At 74.1% G+C, this 23,806-nt stretch carries 19 protein-coding genes and 1 riboswitch; of the genes, 15 read left to right on the top strand and 4 right to left on the bottom strand.

What is annotated here, in order from left to right; genetic code table 11:
- Positions 1-131 precede the first annotated feature (131 nt).
- The 9 genes from IE98_RS0108415 (at position 132) to IE98_RS0108375 (ending at position 11,750) form a co-directional block, all read left to right on the top strand.
- Entirely contained in the window at positions 132-1,907 is a 1,776-nt protein-coding gene (locus IE98_RS0108415; RefSeq protein ID WP_030266701.1) for a 3-hydroxyacyl-CoA dehydrogenase family protein, read from the top strand.
- Between the two features lie 295 nt (positions 1,908-2,202).
- Positions 2,203-3,105, top strand: a complete 903-nt coding sequence (locus IE98_RS0108410) for a TetR family transcriptional regulator (protein ID WP_030266700.1) — start codon at positions 2,203-2,205, stop codon at positions 3,103-3,105.
- A 374-nt stretch (positions 3,106-3,479) separates the two neighbouring features.
- Positions 3,480-4,817, top strand: coding sequence for a crotonyl-CoA carboxylase/reductase (gene ccrA, locus IE98_RS0108405; protein WP_030266698.1), 1,338 nt, complete (start codon positions 3,480-3,482; stop codon positions 4,815-4,817).
- A complete protein-coding gene (locus tag IE98_RS0108400; protein WP_030266696.1) occupies positions 4,817-6,841 on the top strand; it encodes a protein meaA in 2,025 nt (674 codons plus the stop codon). Before ccrA ends, IE98_RS0108400 begins: the two co-directional genes overlap by 1 nt.
- Positions 6,842-6,851: 10 nt before the next feature.
- Positions 6,852-7,826: an HpcH/HpaI aldolase/citrate lyase family protein gene (locus IE98_RS0108395; protein ID WP_030266693.1), complete on the top strand. Its 975-nt coding sequence runs from the start codon at positions 6,852-6,854 to the stop codon at positions 7,824-7,826.
- Positions 7,827-7,863: 37 nt separating this feature from the next.
- On the top strand, positions 7,864-8,367 hold the full coding sequence (locus tag IE98_RS0108390) for a MaoC family dehydratase (RefSeq protein ID WP_030266691.1): 504 nt from the start codon (positions 7,864-7,866) through the stop codon (positions 8,365-8,367).
- A 156-nt stretch (positions 8,368-8,523) separates the two neighbouring features.
- Positions 8,524-9,726 (top strand): acyl-CoA dehydrogenase family protein, encoded by a 1,203-nt coding sequence (locus IE98_RS0108385; protein ID WP_030266688.1) that lies wholly within the window; start codon positions 8,524-8,526, stop codon positions 9,724-9,726.
- A 463-nt stretch (positions 9,727-10,189) separates the two neighbouring features.
- Positions 10,190-10,882, top strand: a complete 693-nt coding sequence (locus IE98_RS0108380; protein WP_030266685.1) for a phosphatidylserine decarboxylase — start codon at positions 10,190-10,192, stop codon at positions 10,880-10,882.
- Positions 10,869-11,750, top strand: coding sequence for a CDP-alcohol phosphatidyltransferase family protein (locus tag IE98_RS0108375; protein ID WP_030266682.1), 882 nt, complete (start codon positions 10,869-10,871; stop codon positions 11,748-11,750). Before IE98_RS0108380 ends, IE98_RS0108375 begins: the two co-directional genes overlap by 14 nt.
- 86 nt (positions 11,751-11,836) lie before the next feature.
- Here IE98_RS0108375 and IE98_RS0108370 read toward each other — a convergent pair whose 3' ends face one another.
- The 3 genes from IE98_RS0108370 to IE98_RS0108360 form a co-directional block, all read right to left on the bottom strand.
- Positions 11,837-13,342, bottom strand: coding sequence for a hypothetical protein (locus IE98_RS0108370; RefSeq protein ID WP_030266680.1), 1,506 nt, complete (start codon positions 13,340-13,342; stop codon positions 11,837-11,839).
- Between the two features lie 169 nt (positions 13,343-13,511).
- Positions 13,512-14,633, bottom strand: coding sequence for an alpha/beta hydrolase (locus tag IE98_RS0108365; RefSeq protein ID WP_030266677.1), 1,122 nt, complete (start codon positions 14,631-14,633; stop codon positions 13,512-13,514).
- Between the two features lie 90 nt (positions 14,634-14,723).
- Positions 14,724-15,413, bottom strand: coding sequence for a helix-turn-helix domain-containing protein (locus IE98_RS0108360; RefSeq protein ID WP_159400854.1), 690 nt, complete (start codon positions 15,411-15,413; stop codon positions 14,724-14,726).
- A 205-nt stretch (positions 15,414-15,618) separates the two neighbouring features.
- Positions 15,619-15,754, top strand: a riboswitch (cobalamin riboswitch).
- A 113-nt stretch (positions 15,755-15,867) separates the two neighbouring features.
- Here IE98_RS0108360 and IE98_RS0108355 point away from each other — a divergent pair.
- The 5 genes from IE98_RS0108355 to IE98_RS0108335 are packed head-to-tail and all read left to right on the top strand — an operon-like array spanning position 15,868 to position 22,469.
- A complete protein-coding gene (locus IE98_RS0108355) occupies positions 15,868-16,917 on the top strand; it encodes a cobalamin biosynthesis protein (RefSeq protein ID WP_078660859.1) in 1,050 nt (349 codons plus the stop codon).
- Positions 16,914-18,410: a cobyric acid synthase gene (locus tag IE98_RS0108350; RefSeq protein ID WP_030266670.1), complete on the top strand. Its 1,497-nt coding sequence runs from the start codon at positions 16,914-16,916 to the stop codon at positions 18,408-18,410. The genes IE98_RS0108355 and IE98_RS0108350 overlap by 4 nt, the downstream gene beginning before the upstream one ends.
- 26 nt (positions 18,411-18,436) lie before the next feature.
- On the top strand, positions 18,437-20,515 hold the full coding sequence (locus tag IE98_RS0108345; RefSeq protein WP_030266667.1) for a putative cobaltochelatase: 2,079 nt from the start codon (positions 18,437-18,439) through the stop codon (positions 20,513-20,515).
- A 3-nt stretch (positions 20,516-20,518) separates the two neighbouring features.
- The gene (gene cobO, locus IE98_RS0108340; RefSeq protein WP_030266664.1) at positions 20,519-21,115 is read left to right on the top strand and encodes a cob(I)yrinic acid a,c-diamide adenosyltransferase; all 597 of its coding nucleotides are present in this window, start codon (positions 20,519-20,521) and stop codon (positions 21,113-21,115) included.
- 4 nt (positions 21,116-21,119) lie between these two features.
- A complete protein-coding gene (locus tag IE98_RS0108335) occupies positions 21,120-22,469 on the top strand; it encodes a cobyrinate a,c-diamide synthase (protein WP_030266661.1) in 1,350 nt (449 codons plus the stop codon).
- 19 nt (positions 22,470-22,488) lie between these two features.
- Here the strand turns inward: IE98_RS0108335 and IE98_RS0108330 are convergent, their stop codons facing one another.
- Positions 22,489-22,929 carry a nitroreductase family deazaflavin-dependent oxidoreductase gene (locus IE98_RS0108330; protein ID WP_030266658.1) on the bottom strand — a complete coding sequence of 147 codons (441 nt, stop codon included), beginning with the start codon at positions 22,927-22,929 and terminating at the stop codon, positions 22,489-22,491.
- Positions 22,930-23,100: 171 nt separating this feature from the next.
- On the opposite strand from IE98_RS0108330, the gene IE98_RS0108325 reads away from it, so the two are divergent.
- Positions 23,101-23,799: a TetR/AcrR family transcriptional regulator gene (locus IE98_RS0108325; protein ID WP_030266654.1), complete on the top strand. Its 699-nt coding sequence runs from the start codon at positions 23,101-23,103 to the stop codon at positions 23,797-23,799.
- Positions 23,800-23,806 lie beyond the last annotated feature (7 nt).

Raw genomic sequence — 23,806 nt, 5'->3', positions numbered from 1 at the left:
CGCGGGGCCGCCCCGTCTTCCCGCACACCCGCGTCGCCACACCCTCCTCCGGCGTGCCCCGGCCGCCGCTCGCCGTCGAGCGGCCGGCCGCGCCCGAGTGCTGCGCGGGCCCATGACAAGGAGTCAGGACAATGGAGCGTCCCTTCCCCACCGTCGCCGTGGTCGGCCTCGGCACCATGGGTGCCGGCGTCGCCGTGGCCGTCGCGAAGAGCGGCCGCCGGGTGCTCGGCATCGAGGCCGATGCCGACGCGGCGGGCCGGGCCCTCGCCCGGATCGAGGAGACCACCGCGCACGCGGTGCAGCGCGAGCGGCTCACCGCCGAGGAGCGCACCGCCCTGCTCGCCCTGATCACCGTCGGCGACCGGCTGGACGCCGCGGCCGGCGCCGACCTGGTGATCGAGGAGCTGCCCGAGCAGTTGGAGCTGAAGCGCGAGGTCTTCGCCGAGCTGGACCGGATCTGCCCGCCGGAGACGGTGCTCGCGACCGGTACCACCGCGCTCTCGGTGACCCGGATCGCCGCCGCCACCGCCCGCCCGGAGCGGGTGCTCGGCCTGCACTTCTTCAACCCGGTGCACACCATGAAGCTGGTCGAGGTGGTGCGCACCGTGCTGACCTCGCCGCAGGCCGCCGAGGACGCCGCCGCCTTCGCCCGCGACCTGGGCAAGGAGCCGGTCGCGGCGGGCGACCGGGCCGGCTTCATCGTCAACGGCCTGCTCTTCGCCTACCTCAACCAGGCCGCCGCGATGTTCGAGTCGCGGTACGCCACCCGCGAGGACATCGACGCCGCGATGCGGCTCGGCTGCGGCCTGCCGATGGGCCCGCTGGCCCTGCTCGACCTGATCGGCATCGACACCGCCCGCACCGTGCTGGAGGCGATGTACGAGCAGTCCAAGGACCGGCTGCACGCCCCGGCGCCGATCCTCGGCCAGCTCGCCTCGGCGGGCCTGCTCGGCCGCAAGTCGGGCCGCGGCTTCTACACGTACGAGGCGCCCGGCTCCTCGAAGGTGGTCGCCGAGGCCGCCGCCGAGGCCGGCACCCGGATCGCGGGCCGGACGGTCGCGAGCATCGGCGTCTGCGGCTCCGGCACCATGGCCACCGGCATCGTCGAGGTGTTCGCCAAGGCCGGCCTGCCCGTCCTGCTGGCGGCCCGCAGCCAGGAGAAGGCGGACCGCGCGAAGGCGCAGCTGGCCAAGTCGCTGGAGCGCTCGGTCTCCCGCGGCCGGCTCGCCGCCGAGGCCCGGGACGCGGCGCTGGAGCTGGTCACCCCCACCGGCAGCTACGCCGACCTGGCCGGGGTGGACCTGGTGGTCGAGGCGGTCGCCGAGGACCTGGAGGTCAAGCGCGAGCTGTTCGCCGCCCTGGACAAGGTCGTCAAGCCGGGTGCGGTGCTCGCCACCACCACCTCCAGCCTGCCGGTGATCAGCTGCGCGACCGCGACCTCGCGGCCGCAGGACGTGATCGGCATGCACTTCTTCAACCCGGCGCCGGCGATGAAGCTGGTCGAGGTGGTCTCCACGGTGCTCACCGCGCCGGACGTCACCGCCACCGTGCTGGAGCTCTGCGCGAAGGTGAAGAAGCACGCGGTGGAGTGCGGCGACCGGGCCGGCTTCATCGTCAACGCGCTGCTCTTCCCGTACCTGAACGACGCGGTGCGGATGCTGCAGGAGCACTACGCGACGGTGGACGACATCGACACCGCGATGAAGCTCGGCTGCGGCTACCCGATGGGCCCGTTCGAGCTGCTGGACGTGGTCGGCCTGGACGTCTCGCTGACCATCGAGCAGGTGCTGCACCAGGAGTTCCGCGAGCCCGGCCTGGCGGCCGCCCCGCTGCTGGAGCACCTGGTCGCGGCGGGCTGCCTGGGCCGCAAGACCGGCCGCGGCTTCCGCGACCACGCCCGGCGCTGACGCACCACGGGCCGCCCCGCCCGTCCCCCGCGGCCCCACCCGCGGACGGGCGGGGCGGGGCGGCCCGCACGGCACATCCACGGACCGAACGGCCGCCTCGCAGCAAGGAGTCGACATGAACACCGAGCCCGGAGGCAGACTGCCTCGGAGCAACGTCGCGCCGGCCGGCCGGCCGGCGTGGAACGAGGGTGCGCTGCCGCCCCGCTGGCCGCGGCCCGCCGTGCTGCCGCCGGCGCCCCCGGTCCGCCGGGCGCGGCCGACCGGAGCGGCACCCGGGGCGTGTAGCGTTCCGGGCATGGATCGGGAACAGTCATCCGCACAGCAGCCGCCCCGCGAACCGGTGGACGGTGCCCGCCCCGAGGGCGGCACCGGCGGCCGGCGGGCCGCGGCGCAGCGCCGGCAGATGCGCCAGGAGCTGGCGTCCGCGGCGATGGACCTGTTCGCCAACCAGGGGTACGAGGAGACGACGGTCGATCAGATCGCCGCCGAGGCGGGCGTGGCGCGGCGGACGTTCTTCCGCTACTTCCGCTCGAAGGAGGAGGCGATCTTCCCGGACCACGACGACACCCTGGTCCGGGTGGCCGACCTGCTGGCCAGCGCCGAGCCGGAGGAGCACCCGCTGGACGTGGTGTGCCGCGGCATCAAGGAGGTGCTGCGGATGTACGCCTCCACCCCGGGCGTCTCGGTGGCGCGCTACCAGCTGATCCGGCAGGTGCCGGCGCTGCGCGAGCGGGAGATCGCGGTGGTGGCCCGGTACGAGCGGCTGTTCACCCGCTACCTGCTGGGGCGCTTCGACGCGGCGGAGCAGATCCCGCCGGGCTGGCAGCGCGGCGGGGACGACGACTCGATGCTGGCCGAGGTGTCGGCGGCGGCGGTGGTGGCGGCCCACAACCACGTGCTGCGGCGCTGGCTGCGGGCGGGCGGCCACGGCGACGTGGAGGCCCAGCTGGACCACTCCTTCGAGGTCATCCGGGGCACCTTCTGGGCGACCTCGCCGAGTGGCGTGCGACGGCGTGGCACTCTTGTGGCACCCAGTGCCAGTGGTGACACCGGGTCGGTCCCGGAGAGCTCCGCGGTGAGCGCCCTGAGCGCCAGCCCCGGCGGTGAGGTGCTCATCACAGTGGCCCGCACCGACGCCCCGCTGGAGCTCGTGCTGGACTCGATCAAGTCCGCCCTGAGTGCCGCCAACCCGGCCTGACCAGCGGCGTTTCCGCAGTTCACGAGCGTTTCGAAGGCCCGTCCCGGACATCCGGGGCGGGCCTTCGCGCATACCCCGCCGGGCCCGCGTCGAACAGCGATCCACATCACTCGAACTGATGACACCCGGTGTCTTTACGAGTGGCACAGGGTGCCACTACCTTGTTACCCACCAGTCGCGGCGCCGCGGCTCCCCACCTCGGCGCGCCGCGTCCGGCGTCCCCGGACCACGGGGGCACGTACGACCTCGGCGACACCACATCCGTCGCAGACCGTCGGCAAAACCCACCCACAGACCCTCAGCGAAGCCGGTGTCCGCTCCCGGCTCCCCCAGACGCCCTGTGCCCTCACACAGGTACGCCTTCGGAGGCAGCCATGAACGAAATCCTCGACGCGATCCTCAGCTCCGACAGCACCTCGGCGGACTTCGCCGCGATCGAGCTGCCGGAGTCCTACCGGGCGGTGACGCTCCACAAGGACGAGGAGCAGATGTTCGCCGGCCTCGCCAGCCGCGACAAGGACCCCCGCAAGTCCCTCCACCTCGACGAGGTCGCCCTCCCCGAGCTCGGTCCGGGCGAGGCCCTGGTCGCCGTCATGGCGAGCTCCGTCAACTACAACACCGTGTGGAGCTCGATCTTCGAGCCGGTCTCCACCTTCGGTTTCCTGGAGCGCTACGGCCGCCTGTCGCCGCTGACGAAGCGTCACGACCTGCCGTACCACATCCTCGGCTCGGACCTCGCGGGCGTCGTCCTGCGCACCGGCGCCGGCGTCAACGCCTGGAAGCCGGGCGACGAGGTCGTCGCGCACTGCCTCTCGGTCGAGCTGGAGTCCCCGGACGGCCACAACGACACGATGATGGACCCGGAGCAGCGCATCTGGGGCTTCGAGACCAACTTCGGCGGCCTCGCCGAGATCGCCCTGGTCAAGACCAACCAGCTGCTGCCCAAGCCGAAGCACCTCACCTGGGAGGAGGCCGCCTCCCCGGGCCTGGTCAACTCCACCGCCTACCGCCAGCTGGTGTCGCAGAACGGCGCCGGCATGAAGCAGGGCGACAACGTGCTGATCTGGGGCGCCAGCGGTGGCCTCGGCTCGTACGCCACCCAGTACGCCCTGGCCGGCGGCGCCACCCCGATCTGCGTGGTCTCCAGCGAGTCCAAGGCCGAGATCTGCCGCGCCATGGGCGCCGAGGCGATCATCGACCGCTCCGCCGAGGGCTTCAAGTTCTGGAAGGACGAGCACACCCAGGACCCGCGCGAGTGGAAGCGCCTGGGCTCCAAGATCCGCGAGTTCACCGGCGGCGAGGACGTGGACATCGTCTTCGAGCACCCGGGCCGCGAGACCTTCGGCGCCTCGGTCTACGTCACCCGCAAGGGCGGCACCATCGTCACCTGCGCCTCGACCTCCGGCTTCATGCACCAGTACGACAACCGCTACCTGTGGATGTCGCTGAAGCGCATCGTCGGCTCGCACTTCGCCAACTACCGCGAGGCCTTCGAGGCCAACCGCCTGGTGGCCAAGGGCAAGATCCACCCGACCCTCTCCAAGGTCTACTCCCTGGAGGAGACCGGCCAGGCCGCCCTCGACGTGCACCACAACAAGCACCAGGGCAAGGTCGGCGTGCTCTGCCTCGCCCCCGAGGAGGGCATGGGCGTCCGCGACCACGAGCTGCGTGCCAAGCACCTGCCGGCGATCAACCGCTTCCGGAACATCTGATGGCGGATCGCGACCGTCCGTGGCTGATGCGGACCTACGCCGGGCACTCCACCGCGAGCGACTCCAACGCGCTCTACCGGCGGAACCTGGCGAAGGGCCAGACGGGCCTGTCCGTCGCCTTCGACCTGCCCACGCAGACGGGCTACGACTCGGACCACGTCCTCGCCCGCGGCGAGGTCGGCCGGGTCGGCGTCCCGGTGGGCCACGTCGGCGACATGCGCACCCTGTTCGACGGCATCCCGCTCGAACAGACCAACACCTCCATGACGATCAACGCCACCGCGATGTGGCTGCTGGCGCTCTACCAGGTGGTCGCCGAGGAGCAGGGCGCGGACATCGCCAAGCTCACCGGCACCACCCAGAACGACATCGTCAAGGAGTACCTGTCGCGCGGGACGCACGTCTTCCCGCCCGGTCCGTCCGTCCGGCTGATCACCGACATGATCGCCTACACGGTCGCGAACATCCCCAAGTGGAACCCGATCAACATCTGCAGCTACCACCTGCAGGAGGCCGGGGCCACCCCCGTCCAGGAGATCGCGTACTCGATGTGCACCGCGATCGCCGTCCTCGACGCCGTCCGCGACTCCGGCCAGGTGCCGGCGGAGCGGATGGGCGAGGTCGTCGGCCGGATCTCCTTCTTCGTGAACGCGGGCGTCCGCTTCGTCGAGGAGATGTGCAAGATGCGGGCCTTCTCCCGGCTCTGGGAGAAGGTCACCCGCGAGCGCTACGGCATCGAGGACGCCAAGCAGCGCCGGTTCCGCTACGGCGTGCAGGTGAACTCGCTGGGCCTCACCGAGGCCCAGCCGGAGAACAACGTCCAGCGCATCGTGCTGGAGATGCTCGCCGTCACCCTCTCCAAGGACGCCCGTGCCCGCGCCGTCCAGCTGCCCGCGTGGAACGAGGCCCTGGGCCTCCCCCGCCCGTGGGACCAGCAGTGGTCGCTGCGCATCCAGCAGGTGCTCGCGTACGAGTCCGACCTGCTGGAGTACGGCGACATCTTCAACGGCTCCGCGGTGGTCGAGGCCAAGACGGACGAGCTGCTCGCCGGCGCCGAGGCCGAGATCGCCAAGGTGCTGGAGATGGGCGGGGTCATCCCGGCCGTCGAGTCCGGCTACCTCAAGTCCAACCTGGTCGCCTCGCACGCGGCCCGCCGCGCCCGGATCGAGGCCGGCGAGGACAAGATCGTCGGGGTGAACTGCTTCGACACCACCGAGGAGAGCCCGCTCACCGCGGACCTCGACACCGCGATCATGGTGGTGGACCCGGCCTCCGAGCGCTCCGTGCTCGCCGGCCTGGAGCAGTGGCGCGCCGGGCGCGACGAGGCGGCCGCGCAGACCGCCCTGGAGCGGCTCAAGGCCACCGCGGCGACCACCGACAACCTCATGCAGGCCACCCTCGCCTGCGCCCGCGCCGGCGTGACCACCGGCGAATGGGCCTTCGCCCTGCGCGAGGTCTTCGGCGAGTACCGCGCCCCCACCGGCGTGGGCGGCGCCCCGGTCGCGGTGGCGGCCGAGGCCGGCGGCGAGCTCGCCGCCGTCCGCGAGGCGGTCGCCGCCACCGCCGCCGAGCTCGGCACCGGCAAGCTCCGCCTGCTGGTGGGCAAGCCGGGCCTCGACGGGCACTCCAACGGCGCCGAGCAGATCGCCGTCCGGGCCCGCGACGCCGGCTTCGAGGTGGTCTACCAGGGCATCCGGCTCACCCCGGAGCAGATCGTCTCCGCGGCCGTCGCCGAGGACGTGCACTGCGTGGGCCTGTCCATCCTCTCGGGTGCCCACCCCGAGCTGGTGCCGGACGTCCTGCAGCGGCTGCGCCGCACAGGGGTGGAGGATGTGCCCGTGATCGTCGGTGGCATCATCCCCGCTGCGGACGCCGAGGCCCTCAAGGCCGCCGGTGTCGCCGCGGTCTTCACCCCGAAGGACTTCGGCATCACCACCATCATCGGCCGGATCGTGGACGAGATCCGGCTGGCCAACAGGCTCCAGCCGTGGGCCGCGGCGCCGCACTCGACCGCGACCAGCTGACCGGGAAGGAATCACCACCCTCATGACCACCGTCAACCGCCTCCGGCCGCGCCGCTCCTGCCTGGCCGTGCCCGGCAGCAACCCGCGCTTCCTGGAGAAGGCCCAGGGCCTGCCCGCCGACCAGGTCTTCCTCGACCTGGAGGACGCCTGCGCCCCGCTGGTCAAGGAGAGCGCCCGGCACAACATCGTCGACGCCCTCAACAACGGCGACTGGGGCAACAAGACCAAGGTCGTCCGCGTCAACGACTGGACGACGCACTGGACGTACCGTGACGTCATCACCGTCGTCGAGGGCGCCGGCCCGAACCTCGACTGCATCATGCTGCCGAAGGTCCAGGACGCCGAGCAGGTGAAGGCGCTCGACCTGCTGCTCACCCAGATCGAGAAGACCATGGGCTTCGAGGTCGGCAAGATCGGCATCGAGGCGCAGATCGAGAACGCCAAGGGCCTGATCAACGTCGACTCGATCGCGACCGCCTCGCCCCGGCTGGAGACCATCATCTTCGGCCCGGCCGACTTCATGGCCTCGATCAACATGAAGTCGCTGGTCGTCGGCGAGCAGCCGCCCGGCTACGACGCGGACGCGTACCACTACATCCTGATGCGCATCCTGATGGCCGCCCGCGCCAACGACCTGCAGGCCATCGACGGCCCCTACCTGCAGATCCGCAACGCCGACGGCTACAAGGCGGTCGCCCGCCGCGCCGCCGCCCTCGGCTTCGACGGCAAGTGGGTGCTCCACCCGGACCAGGTCGCCGCCGCGAACGAGATCTTCTCGCCCTCGCAGGAGGACTACGACCACGCCGAGCTGATCCTCGACGCCTACGACTGGTGCACCTCCGAGGCGGGCGGCGCCAAGGGCTCCGCGATGCTCGGCGACGAGATGATCGACGAGGCCAGCCGCAAGATGGCCCTGGTCATCTCCGGCAAGGGCCGCGCCGCCGGCATGGAGCGCACCAGCAAGTTCGAGCCCCCGCAGGCCTGACCCGCCCGCCCCTTCCCAGGCCTCCTAAGGACACCCCATGCAGTTCGGACGCACCTACGAAGAGTTCGAGGTCGGCGCGGTCTACAAGCACTGGCCCGGCAAGACGGTCACCGAGTACGACGACCACCTCTTCTGCCTGCTCACCATGAACCACCACCCGCTCCACATGGACGTCAACTATGCGGAGAACACGACGGACTTCGGCAAGAACGTCGTCGTGGGCAACTACATCTACTCCCTGCTGCTCGGCATGTCCGTCCCGGACGTCTCCGGCAAGGCGATCGCCAACCTGGAGATCGAGTCGCTGCGCCACGTCGCCCCGACCTTCCACGGCGACACGATCTACGGCGAGACGACCGTCCTCGACAAGTGGCCGTCGAAGTCCAAGGACGACCGCGGCATCGTGTACGTCGAGACCAAGGGCTACAAGCAGGACGGCACGGTCGTCTGCATCTTCCGCCGCAAGGTGATGGTGCCGACCGAGACCTACATCAAGGAGCGCGGCGGCGAGCAGCCCGGCCGCCCGACCCCCGCTTCCTGAGACCCCGGACGGGTAGGCCGCCGTCATCGGCCTCACCCCACCCGGCCCGGGGGCCCTGCTGCCGCAGCCACGCCGGCAGGGCCCCCGACAACGACTTCCGTGCTCCGGCACGACCCCTCCCCCCCACCCTCACGCCTTCACACAGGGAGCCGCACGATGGGACGCCTCGCACAGACCGACGGCCTCACCGAGATCCAGCGGGACATCCTCGCCACCGTGCGGGACTTCGTCGACAAGGAGATCATTCCGGTCGCGACCGAGCTGGAGCACAAGGACGAGTACCCGACCGCGATCGTCGAGGGGATGAAGCAGCTCGGCCTGTTCGGCCTGACCATCCCCGAGGAGTTCGGCGGCCTGGGCGAGTCCCTGCTGACCTACGCCCTGGTGGTCGAGGAGATCGCCCGCGGCTGGATGTCCGTCTCCGGCATCGTCAACACCCACTTCATCGTGGCGCACATGATCAACGCGCACGGCACCCAGGAGCAGAAGGAGTACTTCCTGCCCAGGATGGCGGCCGGCGAGATCCGCGGCGCCTTCTCGATGTCCGAGCCGGGCCTCGGCTCCGACGTCGCGGCGATCTCCACCAAGGGCGTCAAGGACGGCGAGTTCTACGTCCTCAACGGCCAGAAGATGTGGCTGACCAACGGCGGCACCTCCACCCTGGTCGCGGTGCTCTGCAAGACCGACGAGGGCGGCTCCACCCCGTACAAGAACATGACCACCTTCCTGATCGAGAAGGAGCCGGGCTTCGGCCCGAACCCGAAGGTCCCGGGCCTGACCGTGCCCGGCAAGATCGAGAAGATGGGCTACAAGGGCGTCGACACCACCGAGCTGGTGCTGCAGGACGTCCGCATCCCGGCCGACCGGATCCTGGGCGGCGTCCCCGGCAAGGGCTTCTACCAGATGATGGACGGCGTCGAGGTCGGCCGCGTCAACGTCGCCGCCCGCGGCTGCGGCGTCGCCCGCCGCGCCTTCGAGCTGGGCATCTCCTACGCCCAGCAGCGCACCACCTTCGGCAAGAAGATCGCCGAGCACCAGGCGATCCAGTTCAAGCTCGCCGAGATGGCCACCAAGGTCGAGGCCGCGCACCAGATGATGGTGATGGCCGCCCGCAAGAAGGACAGCGGCGAGCGCAACGACCTCGAGGCCGGCATGGCCAAGTACCTCGCCTCCGAGTACTGCAAGGAGGTCGTCGAGGACGCCTTCCGCATCCACGGCGGCTACGGCTTCTCCAAGGAGTACGAGATCGAGCGCCTCTACCGCGAGGCCCCGATGCTGCTCATCGGTGAAGGTACTGCGGAGATCCAGAAGATGATCGTCGGTCGGCGGCTGCTCGAGGAGTACCGCCTGGCCGACTGATCCGGTACGTCCCCGACTTTCCGCATGGTCGGGCACGGGCGTGCGGGCCCGTTCCCGGCCCCCTGCCGCACCGGTACGGCCTGGTCAGCCGTGGGGGGCGGTGCGGCGGGCCCGGAGGCGGCCGCAGGGCGCATACCAGCAGGTACGCGCCCTGCGGCCGTCTCTGCACACTGCGGCGGCGCCGGCGTCCCCCGGCGTGCCGACCCTCCGTCGAGGGCGCCCGGTGTGCGGTGAGAGGTGGGTCACGCGCCACGCCCGAGCCCTTGGGGAACCACCCCGCCTCGGCTACGGTCGTATACATAGCAGGCATGGTTCGGCACCGTGCCCGGCATATCCACGAACAGGCGGCTTGCCCACCTACCGCCTGGTCCCGATAGCATCCACCGGGACAGCGTCCCCATGTACCCGATCCCCGCGGTGGCCCCCGTCCAGCGGCCATGATCCCCCGCGACTAAGGTCTTCGATGCCCATCAGCCCGTCCCCTCACACCTCCGTCCCGGGCGGCGACCCCTTCGCCGCACCGACGGCCGGTCGGCGTCCGCGCGTGACGATCGCGCGCGGCGCGACCCCCTGGTTCGCCCCGACCCTGGCCACCGCCGCCGTGACGACCGCCCTCACCCGGCGCTCCGGCAAGTGGGCCCTGGCGGCTGTCCCGGCCTGCGCCCTCGGTGCGGGCATGCTGTGGTTCTTCCGCGACCCGGAGCGTGAGATCGGCACCGGCAGAGTCATCTCCCCCGCGGACGGCGTGGTGCAGTCGATCGACGCCTGGCCGGACGGCCGGACCCGGGTGGCCGTCTTCATGAGCCCGCTCAACGTGCACGTCAACCGGGCCCCGCTGCCCGGCACCGTGACGTCCGTCGAGCACGTCGCCGGCGGCTTCGTCCCGGCGTTCAACAAGGACAGCGACCAGAACGAGCGGGTCGTCTGGCACTTCGACACCGAGCTCGGCGACATCGAGATGGTCCAGATCGCGGGGGCCGTGGCCCGCCGCATCGTGCCGTACGTGAGCGCCGGCACCAAGGTCGAGCAGGGCGAGAGGATCGGTCTGATCCGCTTCGGCTCCCGCGTCGACACGTACCTGCCGGCAGGCGTCGAGGTTGGCGTCGAGGTCGGCCAGAAGACCACCGCCGGGGTGACGCGCCTTGACCGTGACTGATCCTGAGACTCTCGTCGGCCTCGGAGACGAGGAGGAGACGGAGCTGCGGCGCCGCCGCTGGGCGCGCGACCGCGAGCTGCGGGCGCCCCGTTCGCCGCAGCACCTGTCCACCGCCGACTTCCTGACCCTGGGGAACGCCGTCTGCGGCTTCCTGGCGATCTACTCGATCACCACCGGGGTCCTGATGCCGCACCTCACCGGTGAGACCACCGCGCCGAACCGCAACAGCGCCGCCACCGCGGTCACGCTGCTGCTGATCGGCTCGATGTGCGACCTGTTCGACGGCCTGGTGGCCCGCAAGCTGCGCTCCTCGGCGCTGGGCGCGGAGCTGGACAACCTGGCCGACCTGATCAGCTTCGGCATCGCCCCGGCGTACTTCGTGGCGGTCTGGGGCATCGTGTCGCCGGACAGCAACCAGCAGCTCTCGGCGTTCATCGCGCTGACCGTCCTGCTGGCGGTGGTGCTGCGGCTCGCCCGGTTCTCGGCGGTCAAGATGCGGCCGGGGATCTTCCAGGGCATGCCGTGCCCGATGGGCGCGATGACGGTGATCGCCATCGTGCTCCTCGACCCGCCGTTCGTGCCGGGCCTGCTGATGATCTTCGGTGTGGCGTACCTGATGGTCAGCCGCATCGAGTACCCGAAGCCGCAGGGGCTGCTCGCCACCGCGACGCTCTGCTGGATCGTGGTCTCGATCGGCTGCCTGGCGGCCTGGGCGGCCGGTCTGCCCGGCGGCGACATGCTGATGCACATCGGCGCCGTCGCCCAGATCACGCTCGCCGCGATGGCGCCGCTGCTGGTCATCCGCCGCAAGGTCGGCGAGAAGGTGGGCGACGTCCGCGCCCGCCGCGCGGAGTCCCGCGGCTGCTGAGCCCGCAGGACCCGGAACGAACGAGGGGCCCGCATCCGATTCGGATGCGGGCCCCTCTCGCATGCCCGGAAGGGCGGCGGCGGCCGCTACCGGCCGGCGCCGCCGTCGTGGACGCTGAAGGCCGAGCGGCGGGCCGCCCGCGCCACCGCCGGGTCCGGGTGGACACCGGAGACGGCGGTCAGCACCGAGGCCGCCCGCGGGTGGCCGGACTGCCGGGCGCGGTTGAACAGCCGCACCGGCTCGCCCGCCGAGGCGCCCTCGACGTGCGGCACCAGCAGAGCCGTGTCGCCGTGGTCGAGTACGGCGGCGGCGGTGTCCACCCACAGCCAGGCGGCGTCCTCCGCGCCCAGCACGTCGGCCGGGGACACCGGGCCGTCGTCGGAGCGCTCGGCCAGCCAGAGCAGCGCGTACGGCCGCAGCGCCTGCTCCTCCACCGCGGCCCGGACGGCCTGCTCGGCGGGGCCGCCGGCGACCCGCAGGGCCTCGAAGGCGAGGCCGCGCAGCAGGGCGTCCTCGCCGCGGGCGGCGTCCAGCAGCTCGGCGACCGCGCGGTCGGCCGGGCGGGCGGCGACCCAGGCCCGGTACTCGGCGCGGGCCGGTCCCGGGGTGTAGTCGGCACAGGCGGCGAGCAGCTCCAGCGCGTCCTGCTCGATGTGGCCGGCGGCGGTCTGCGCGACGGTGCAGATCTCCTCCAGCTTGGCGCGGACCGCCCAGTGCCCGAGCGGGGAGAGCTCGGCGGCGTCGTCGCGGCGCTCCAGGGCGCCGACGGCGGCCAGGCCGTCCAGCATCCAGTCGAGGACCGCGGCGACGTCGGTCGCGGAGGTCGGGGTGTCGACCTGCGGCTCCCGGCAGGTGCCGCGGACGGCGGACATCGCGGAGGCCGCGTGCGGCACCGGCGAAGGGCCGAACGAACCCGTGCCGGCGCCGTGCCGGCGCTCGTCCAGGCCCCGGCGCAGCAGCTCCAGCAGCTCGCTGTCCGGGACGGGCCCGTCCACCAGGTGCAGGAAGGACAGCAGGTGCGGTGCCTGGTCGACGGCCTGGCCGGCGAGCAGCGCGAAGACGCCGCGCAGGGCCGCGGGCGGGACGGGGGCGAGCAGCGTCCAGGCGTCGAACAGCGCGGACCAGCCGCGGATCACCGCCTCGTCGTCGTGCTCCCAGGCGTTCAGCCGCCAGCCGGGCCCGGCGCCGCCGTCGCGCAGCTCCACCAGGCCGACCAGCAGGGCCTGGCCCCAGGCCTTGGCGGCGGCGCCGACGGTCATGGCGAGGGCGCGCCCGGCGGCCCGGGCGTCGTCGGGCAGCAGCTCGCCCCGCTTGTCGACCTCGCCGAGCTCGCCGGCCCACCGGGAGATGCGCACCGCGTCGGCGAGCATCCGGCGGGCGAGCGGCGCCAGCTCGGCGGGAGCGGGGAAGCCGTCCGGCAGCGGCACCCGGCCGCGGCCCGGCTTGGGTGCGGGGGTGCGGCGGCGGACCGGCCCGCCCGGAGGCGTGCTCTCGGCCCGCCGGGCCGCTCCTGGCAGACGGGTCACCGTCGCTCCGGTGCGGATCGCGGGCTGGAGCGGGGCATCACGGTCGCGCGGGTTCCGAGACGTCACGCCGAGCAGTCTTCCCCGTGTACGGGCCTTCTGTCACATCGAGTTCTACGCGCGATCGTAGGTCCGCTCCGCGGACGGGGGATGAGATCGGGCAACAGGCACCAAACCGGGTCGCCCGGGCCGGATTCCTGGCATGAGCACGCTCCCGACGGTCGGGTCCCGGCCGGGCTCACAGCAGCGGGGTGAGCCAGCGGCGCAGCGCCTCGCCGTAGGCGTCCGGGTCGGCGTTCCACAGGGCCGCGTGGGCACCGCCCGGGACGGCGTGCAGGCTCACCAGGTCGTCGCGCCGCCGGGCGAGGCGCTCGGCCGCCTCGAAGGGCGCCACGGCGTCCACCGGGCTGTGCAGCAGCAGGGCGGGCACGTTCAGGTCGGTGCCGGCGGCCAGCCGGGCGAAGCTCGCCAGGTCGACCTTGGTGCGGCCCTCGGCGGCCAGTGCACCGAGCTCGGCGAGCGGGGCGGGCACCCCGGCCCGGGCGGCCTCCCGGCGGACGGTGGCGGGCCAGTCCAGCACCGGCGAGTCCAGCACCAGGCCGGCGATCGAGTCCCGCCAGGCCGAGCGGGCCGCGGTGTGCAGCGCCATGGTCGCGCCGAGCGACCAGCCGAAGATCACGATCCGGCCGGCGCCGTTCGCCTGCGCGAGGCGGACGGCGGCGTCGACGTCCCGCCACTCGGTCTCGCCGAAGTGGCCGAGGCCGTCCGGGGAGGCCGGGGCGCCCTCGTCGCCGCGGTGGGTGACCACCAGCACGGGCATCCGCAGCGCGTGCAGCAGCGGCAGCACCGGGAGGGCCTGCTGCCGGTCGGCGCCCGGGCCGTGCACCAGGACCGCCCACAGCCCGCGGATGCCCGGCAGGTACCAGGCCGGCATCGGGCCGAGCTCGCCGTCGACGGTGGTCGGGGTGAAGTCCAGGCCGAGCGCGGAGGCCGGGTCGCCGAGGTGCACCCGGGCGGTCACCCGGACCTCCGTCCCGCTGTACAGCGAGCCGGCGCCGGTGGCGAGCAGCCGGCGGGTGACGCTCTGCGGCCCGGTGGCCAGCACGTCGCCGACCACCGCGTGGCCGCCCCCGGCCCACTCCAGGGCGTAGCGGCCCGGGCGCACGGTCTCCACGCTGCGGGTGAGCATGACCCGGTCGCCGGCCACCTCCTGCACCCGGATGCCCGGCCCGGCCGCCGCGCCGGCGCCCGCGAAGCCGGGCCGCACGGCCCGCTCGGACACCCGGCGGCCGATCAGCAGTGCCGCGGCACCCGTCCCGACGGCGGCGGCCGCGACGATCGCGGCGGTTCCCCAACGCATGGCGCTCCCGGTGTGGCGGCACGGACACGGCGATCCCAGTCCACGCCCGCGCCCCGGGGCGGGCCACCCGGACGGGGCCGTCCGGGCGGGTCAGACCGGCACGTCGGTGCCCCGGCGGGCCAGCAGCTCCCAGAACCGCTCCGCGAGCGGCCGGGCCGGCGGCCGGGCGGCGTCCGGCACCGAGGAGCCCCAGTGCCCGGGGACGAGGTACTCGTCCTGGAGGTCGGCCAGCACCCCGCCCAGCAGCTCGTGCGGGACGGGCACGATCCGGCCCACCTCCCGCAGCTGCGCCTGCCAGCGGCCGTCCACCACCTGGCGCAGCCGCCGGTCGAGGTCGTCCTGACGGCCGGTCACCCGGACCAGCACCCGCAGCGGCAGCCCGAGCACGTGCGCCAGGGCGAGGCCCTGCTCCCCGTCCGCGTCCCAGTGGCCGGTGGCCTCGGCCTTCGCGTAGGTCGCCGCGCCGACCCCGATCCGGTGGGCGGCCTGCTCCCGGGTGAGCTCCCGGGCCAGCCGGTGGTCCCGCAGGGTGGCCGGCGCGATGCCCATCAGCTGCGCGGGCGGGCACCACAGGGCGCGGGACAGCGCGATGAACTCCTCCTCCGACGGGAGGAACTCACCGGCCTCCCACGCCGCCACGTGGCTCGGCAGCAGCCGGACGCCGTGCGCGGCCATGGCCTCGGCGACCTGCTCCGGGCTCAGGCCGAGCCCGGCGCGGTGCGCCTGGGCGGCCCGCGGGGAGAAGGGCACCGGAGGCGGTGCGGACGGTCTGCGTCGCATGCGACAAGAACGTACGGGCGGCCGCGCGGCACCACCCACACGCCGAACGCACGAACCGGGGCCCGGCGGCCGCGCCGGGCGCTGGAGGATCGTACGGGGCGGACGGCGACGGAACGTGACGACGGGTGTGACCAAGCCCTCCGGAGGCTTTGTTGACTGGTGGTCGGAGCGCGTGATGGGATCTCGGGGCCATACGGAGGCATGCAGAGGAAGCCGGTGCGAATCCGGCGCGGTCCCGCCACTGTCACCGGGGAGCACGCTCGACCTGCACGGTCACGGCGGTCCGCCACAGGGCCGCTGGAAGGCCCGAGCGCGCGCCGGACCCGGAAGCCAGGAGACTCTCGCCGCCGGTTCGTCGATCCAGGGCGCGGACCCTGAGTGAGGACACGCACGCCATGCAGGCTGCCCAGCGGTCACCGCTGCGCCCCGACCGGGGAGCCGGGCCGTGGCCCGGGTGAGCCCCGCCCCCTACCTGCTGGGCGCCGTCGCCGGCTACCTCGCCGACGCCGCCCTCGCCGACCCCCGCCGCGGCCACCCGGTGGCCCTCTTCGGCAGCGCCGCCGGACGTCTGGAGCGCCGGCTCTGGCGCGACCACCGGGGCGCCGGCACCGCGTTCACCGCCCTGAGCGTGGGCGCGGTCGCGGCCGGGGCGGCCCTCGCCGACCACGCCCTGCGGCGCCGTCCCGCGGCCCGCGCCGCGCTCGCCGCGGCGGCCGCCTGGACGGTCCTCGGCGGCACCTCGCTCACCCGCGAGGCCCGGACGATCGGCCGCTCCCTGGAGGCCGGCGACCTGGCCGCCGCGCGCGGGCGGCTCCCCCACCTGTGCGGGCGCGACCCGAGCGCCCTGGACGAGCAGCAGATCGCCCGCGCCGTCGTCGAGTCCGTCGCCGAGAACACCGCCGACGCGGTCGTCAACGCGCTCACCTGGGGCGCGCTGGCGGGCACCCCCGGGCTGCTGGCCTTCCGGGCCGTCAACACCCTGGACGCGATGGTCGGCCACCGCTCGGCGCGCCACCTGCGCTTCGGCTGGGCCTCGGCCCGGCTCGACGACGTGGCGGGCTGGCCGGGCGCCCGGCTCACCGCGCTGCTGACCGTCGCCGCCGCGGAGCACCCGCGGGCCGCCCGGAGGGTCTGGCGGCGCGACGGGTCGTCACACCCCAGCCCCAACGCCGGACAGGCCGAGTCGGCCTTCGCCGGCGGCCTCGGCGTCCGCCTCGGCGGCACCCTGCAGTACGGCGAGCGCGTCGAGCACCGCCCCGTCCTCGGCGCCGAGCTCCGCCCGGTCGCCGTCGCGGACATCGAACGCGCCTGCCGTCTCTCCCGCCGTGTGGGCGTCCTGGCCCTGGCCGTCACCACGGCCGCGCACGCCCTCGGACGCACCGCGCTCGGCCGGGCCACCCGCGGGCGCACCGGACCGGTCGGAGCACCCGAACGGCGCACCCTCGCGGCCGGGACGGCCGTTCTCACGGCCGGCGCCACACGTAAGCAAGGGAGTGTCACGTGACGAAGGCTCTGCTGGTGGCAGGGACGACCTCGGATGCGGGCAAGAGCGTGGTCACGGCGGGGATCTGCCGGTGGCTGGCCCGGCAGGGGGTGCGGGTGGCGCCGTTCAAGGCGCAGAACATGTCGCTGAACTCGTTCGTCACCGCGGACGGCGCCGAGATCGGTCGCGCCCAGGCCATGCAGGCCCAGGCCGCCGGGGTGGCGCCGGAGGCGGCGATGAACCCGGTGCTGCTGAAGCCCGGCGCGGACGGCCGCAGCCAGGTGGTACTGCTCGGCCGGCCGGTCGCCGAGGTCGGTGCGCTGGACTACCGCGAGCGCAAGCCCGTCCTGCTGGAGCGGGCGCTGGAGTGCCTGGCGGACCTGCGCGGCCGGTACGAGGTGGTGGTCTGCGAGGGCGCCGGCTCGCCCGCGGAGATCAACCTGCGGGACCGGGACATCGCGAACATGGGCCTGGCCACGGCGGCGAACCTGCCGGTGGTGGTGGTCGGCGACATCGACCGCGGCGGCGTGTTCGCGGCGATGTACGGCACGCTGGCGCTGCTGTCCGCGCAGGACCAGGCGCTGGTGGCGGGCTGGTTCGTGAACAAGTTCCGCGGGGACGCCCGGCTGCTGGCGCCGGGCCTGGAGATGCTGCGGGAGCTGACGGGCCGTCCGGTGCTGGGCACGCTGCCGATGCTGTCCGGTCTGTGGCTGGACGCCGAGGACTCGCTGGACCTGTCGACCGCGGTGGAGAACCGTCCGACCGCGGCCCCGCACGGCGCCGAGGTGCTGCGGGTGGCCGTGGTGCGGCTGCCGCGGCTGTCGAACTTCACCGACGTGGACGCGCTGGCGCAGGAGCCGGGCGTGCTGGTGCGGTGGGCGACCCGGCCGGAGGAGCTGGCCGACGCCGACCTGGTGGTGCTGCCCGGCACCCGGGCGACCGTGGCCGACCTGGACTGGCTGCGCGGACGCGGACTGGACACCGCCCTGCGGGCGCGGGCGGCGGCCGGACTGCCCGTCCTCGGCGTGTGCGGCGGCTACCAGATGCTCTCCCGGGAGATCGTCGACGCGGTGGAGTCGAAGGCGGGCGCCGTCGAGGGCCTCGGACTGCTGCCGACCCGGGTGGAGTTCGGCGTGGAGAAGGTGCTCGGCCGGCCGGTCGGCGAGGCGTACGGGGAGCGGGTCGAGGGGTACGAGATCCACCACGGCGTGGTGTCCGTCGAGGGCGGGGAGGCCTTCCTGGACGGGTGCCGGGTCGGCGCGGTGTGGGGGACGACCTGGCACGGCGCGCTGGAGAACGACGGCTTCCGCCGGGCGCTGCTGCGCGAGGTGGCGTCCGCGGCAGGGCGGGCCTTCGTCCCGGCGCCGGACACCTCGTTCGCCGCGGCGCGCGAGGAGCGGCTGGACCGGCTGGGCGACCTGATCGAGGAGCATGCGGACACCGACGCGCTGTGGAAGCTGATCGAGGGCGGGGCACCGCAGGGGCTGCCGTTCGTGCCGCCGGGTGCGCCGTGAGCGGGGCCGTGAACATGGGAGAGCAGATGAGTGACGCCCGTTATCCGTTCACCGCGGTCGTCGGCATGGCCGACCTGCGGCTCGGGCTGCTGTTGAACGCGGTCTCGCCGGCCGTCGGCGGTGTGCTGGTGCGCGGCGAGAAGGGCACGGCCAAGTCGACCATGGTGCGTGCCCTGGCCGGGCTGCTGCCGTCGATCGGCACGGTCGCCGACTGCCGGTTCGCCTGCGACCCGGCGGCGCCGGACCCGCAGTGCCCGGACGGCGCGCACGGCGGCGCCGCCGGGCTGGAGCGGCCCGCGCACCTGGTGGAGCTGCCGGTCGGCGTCTCCGAGGACCGGATCGTCGGCTCGCTGGACCTGGAGCGGGCGCTCGCCGAGGGCGTCAAGGCGTACGAGCCGGGCCTGCTGGCCAGGGCGCACCGCGGCGTGCTCTACATCGACGAGGTCAACCTGCTGCAGGACCACCTGGTCGACCTGCTGCTGGACGCGGCGGCGATGGGCCGCTCGTACGTGGAGCGGGAGGGCGTGTCGGTGCGGCACGCCGCGCGCTTCCTGCTGGTGGGCACGATGAACCCGGAGGAGGGCGAGCTGCGGCCGCAGCTGCTCGACCGGTTCGGCCTGACGGTGGAGATCGCGGCGACCCGGGACCCGCAGGAGCGGGCCGAGGTGGTGCGCCGCCGGCTGGCCTACGACGCCGACCCGGCCGGTTTCGCCGAGCGGTTCGCCGAGGAGGAGCGGGCGCTCGCCGAGCGGATCACCGCCGCCCGGGAGCTGCTGCCGAAGGTGGAGCTGACCGACACGGCGCTGCGTCAGATCACCGCGGTCTGCGCCGCCTTCGAGGTGGACGGCCTGCGGGCGGACATCGTGATGGCCCGCACGGCCGTGGCGCTGGCGGCCTGGGCGGGTCGGACCGAGGTGCTGGAGGAGGACGTCCGCAAGGCCGCGCAGCTGGCGCTGCCGCACCGGCGGCGCCGCAACCCCTTCGACGCGCCCGGCCTGGACGAGGAGCAGCTGGACCGCACGCTGGAGGAGCACGCGGGCGCCGAGGAGGACGGCCCGGACGACACCGACCCGGACACCGATCCGGACGGCGGCGGCCCGCAGGACGGCGGCCCGGACGACCCCGGCGGCGCCCCCGCGCCGGCGGACGGACCGGACGCCTCGGCGGCCTCCGACCCGGCCCGTGACGCCTCGCAGACCCCGGAGCAGACCCCGGAGCAGGCCCCGCCGCCGCCCCGCCCGGCGCCCGGCGCCGGCCGCGAGAAGGCGCCGGTGGCGAGCGCCGACCCGTACCGGACCCGGCTGTTCAGGGTGCCGGGCACCGGCCGGGGGGCGATGGGCCGGCGCTCGGCCGCCGAGACCGACGGCGGGCACACCGTGCGGGCGCGCCGCCCGCAGGGCCGGCTGGCCCGGCTGCACCTGACCGCGACGCTGCAGGCCGCCGCCCCGCACCAGGCCGCCCGCGGGCGGTCCGGGCGGGCGCTGGTGCTGGCCAAGGACGACCTGCGGGAGCAGGTGCGCCGGGGCCGCGAGTCCAACCTGGTGCTGTTCGTCGTGGACGCCTCCGGTTCGATGGCGGCCCGGCAGCGGATGGGCGCGGTCAAGGGCGCGGTGCTGTCCCTGCTGATGGACGCCTACCAGCGCCGGGACAAGATCGGCATGATCACCTTCCGCGGCACCGGCGCCGAGCTGGCCCTGCCGCCGACCTCCTCGGTGGAGGTCGGGGCGGCCCGGCTGGAGCAGCTGCCGACCGGCGGGCGGACGCCGCTGGCCGCCGGACTGCTGCGCGCCCACGAGGTGCTGCGGGTCGAGCGGATGCGCGACCCGGACCGCCGTCCGCTGCTGGTCGTCGTCACCGACGGCCGTGCCACCGGCGGCCGGGACGCCCTGGCCCAGGCCGAGCGGGCCGCGGGCCTGCTGGCCGGGCAGGGCGTGGCGAGCGTGGTGCTGGACTGCGAGTCCGGTCACGTCCGCCTCGGCCTGGCCCGCACCCTGGCGGCCCGCCTCGGCGGCCCCGCCGTCACCCTGGACGAGCTGCGCGCCGAGGGCGTGGCGGCGCTCGTCCGCGACCACCGTTCCGTCTCCACCCAGCGAAAGGCGGCCTGAGCCGTGCCCAAGGGAGTGCCCGAGAGTGTCCCCGACGACGGCCTGACGACCCGTCAGCGCCGTACCCTGCCGATCACCGCCGTGCACACCGGCCCGGGCAAGGGCAAGTCGACCGCCGCCTTCGGCATGGCGCTGCGGGCCTGGAACCAGGGCTGGCCGATCGGGGTGTTCCAGTTCGTCAAGTCCGCCAAGTGGAAGGTCGGCGAGGAGAACGCGCTGCGCGTGCTCGGCGCCTCCGGCGAGGGCGGCACGGTGGCCTGGCACAAGATGGGCGAGGGCTGGTCCTGGGTGCAGCGCGGCATGGAGTCCAGCGAGGAGGCGGCCAAGGAGGGCTGGGAGCAGGTCAAGCGCGACCTCGCCGCCGAGACCTACCGCTTCTACGTGCTGGACGAGTTCACCTACCCGATGCACTGGGGCTGGGTGGACGTGGACGAGGTGGTGTCGGTGCTGAAGGACCGCCCGGGCAGTCAGCACGTGGTGATCACCGGCCGGTACGCCAAGGAGCCGCTGACCGACTTCGCCGACCTGGTCACCGAGATGACCAAGGTCAAGCACCCCATGGACGCCGGCCGCAAGGGCCAGCGCGGTATCGAGTGGTAGTCCGTTGAACATCCCCCGTCTCGTCGTCGCCGCGCCCTCCTCGGGCGCGGGCAAGACCACCGTCGCCACCGGGCTGATCGCCGCGCTCGCCGCGCGCGGCCTCGCGGTCTCCCCGCACAAGGTCGGCCCGGACTACATCGATCCGGGCTACCACGCGCTGGCCGCGGGCCGGCCGGGCCGCAACCTGGACGCGTTCATGTGCGGGGAGGACCGGGTCGCGCCGCTCTTCCTGCACGGCGCGGCCGGGGCCGACGTCGCGGTGGTCGAGGGCGTGATGGGGCTGTTCGACGGGGCGGCGGGCCGCGGCGAGCTGGCCTCCACCGCGCAGGTCGCCAAGCTGCTGAAGGCGCCGGTGGTGCTGGTGGTGGACGCCTCCTCGCAGTCCCGCTCGGTGGCGGCCCTGGTGCACGGCTTCGCCTCCTGGGACCCGCAGGTGCGCCTCGCCGGGGTGATCCTCAACCGGGTCGCCTCGGACCGTCACGAGCAGCTGCTCCGCGAGGCCCTGGAGGAGGGCTCCGGGGTGCCGGTGCTCGGCTGTGTGCGGCGCGCCGCCTCGGTCGCGACGCCCTCGCGCCACCTGGGCCTGGTGCCTGCGGTGGAGCGCTCCGCGGACGCGCTGCGGGCGGTGCGGGACATGGGCGAGCTGGTCGCCGCCTCGGTGGACCTGGACGCGCTGCTGGCGCTGGCCCGCAGCGCCCCGCCGCTGGACGCCGAGCCGTGGTCCGCGGCCGCCGAGGTCACCCCCGTCGCGGGCCGGCCGCGGATCGCGCTGGCGGGCGGGGCGGCGTTCTCCTTCTCGTACGCGGAGAACGCCGAGCTGCTGGCCGCGGCGGGTGCCGAGGTGGTGCCGTTCGACCCGCTGCGCGACGAGGAGCTCCCCGCCGGCACGCGCGGGCTGGTGATCGGCGGCGGCTTCCCCGAGATGTACGTGGGTGAGCTGAGCGCCAACGCGGCGCTCCGGGGGGAGATCGCCGCGCTGGCGGCGGGCGGTGCGCCGATCGCCGCGGAGTGCGCCGGGCTGCTCTACCTGGGGCGGGAGCTGGACGGCAAGGAGATGTGCGGGGTGCTGCCGCACACCGGCCGGATGACCGAGCGGCTCACGCTGGGCTACCGGGAGGCGGTCGCGCTGGCGGACAGCCCGCTGGCCGCGGAGGGGACCCGGGTGCGCGGGCACGAGTTCCACCGCACGGTCTGCGAGCCGGGCGCCGGGGAGCAGCCCGCCTGGGGCTGGCGCGGCCCGGCGGGGCCGACCGTGGAGGGTTTCGTGCAGGGTCCGGTGCACGGTTCGTACCTGCACCTGCACTGGGCGGGGGCGCCGCAGCTCGCGGAGCGCCTCGTCCGGGCGGCGCTCTGACGGCCGCCGTCCGCCGCCGTCAGTTCGGGGCGAGCCGGAAGACCGGGTAGCCGGGGGCGATCCGCAGCAGTTCGGCGTCGGAGGCGTCCGCGTCGACGCCGTCGAAGAAGACGCCCACCTCGAACTTCCAGCGCCTGAGGTAGGCGCGGAGCACCGCGGGCTTCTCGGCGTCGGGGAGTTCGGTGGCGCGGAAGGCCTCGGCGCGGCGGCCGAGCCGGAGTTCACCGGTGCCGGCGGCACGGAGGTTGCGCACCCACTGCGTGTGGCCGCGCGGCGCGACCAGGTAGCGCTGCCCGTCGTGGGTGAGCAGGTTGACGGGGGTGGTCCGCCACTCGCCGCTCTTGCGGCCGCGCACGGCGAGGACGCGGGAGCCCCAGAGGCTGAGGCCGGCGCGGGTGAGGGCGGCGACGGTGCGGTTGGACAGGCCCAGCAGGGCGGTGCTGATCCGGCCGGTGGGCATCACGTAGCGGCTGGCGGTGTCGGACACGGGAACCCCCGGGTTCGTGAGCGGCGGACTCTTCCGAGAGCAGTGCTCTCGCTCCTGGACACGACTGTGCCACCACTCCCGACCGCGGTCAAGAGCAGTGCTCTCGTTTCTGTGCAGCGATCCCTGATGTGGCAGGCTGTCCCCATGACCGCCATCAGGACCGCCCGCGAACGGGCCCGCGAGGAGCTCACCCGCGAGATCAAGCAGGAGGCCCGCCGCCAGCTCGCCTCCGAGGGCGCCCAGCGCCTCTCGCTGCGCTCCGTCGCCCGTGAGCTCGGCATGGCCTCGTCCGCGATCTACCGCTACTTCCCCAGCCGGGACGAGCTGCTCACCGCACTGATCGTCGACGCCTACACCGACCTCGCCGACACCGCCGACGCGGCCCTCGCCGCCGCACCGGCCGCCCCCCGCGCCCGCTGGCGGGCCCTGTGCACCGCCGTACGGGACTGGACGCACGCCCACCCGCACGAGTACGCGCTGGTCTACGGCACGCCCGTGCCCGGCTACCGCGCCCCGCAGGAGACGGTCGGGCCGGCCGCCCGGCTCCCGCTCGCACTGATCGCGGTGGCCGGCGAGGGCCGCGCGGACGCCGGTGCGCCGCCCCCTCCGCCCGCACCCGCCGGGCCGCTCGGCGAGCAGCTCTCCCGGCTCCGCGCGGAGCTCGCCCCCGGCCTTCCGGAGGCCGTGCTGGCCCGGGCCGCGATCGCCTGGACCCAGCTCTTCGGCATGATCGGATTCGAGCTCTTCGGGCACCTGGTCGGGTCCTTCGACCCCGCGGACGCCTTCTTCGCACACGCCGTCGAGGAGATGGCCGACCTGGTCGGCCTGCCCGCCGAGGGCTGACGCCCCG

Source organism: Streptomyces sp. NRRL B-24484 (assembly GCF_000717715.1).
GTDB lineage: Bacteria > Actinomycetota > Actinomycetes > Streptomycetales > Streptomycetaceae > Kitasatospora.
This window is presented reverse-complemented; position numbering and strand designations above follow the sequence as displayed.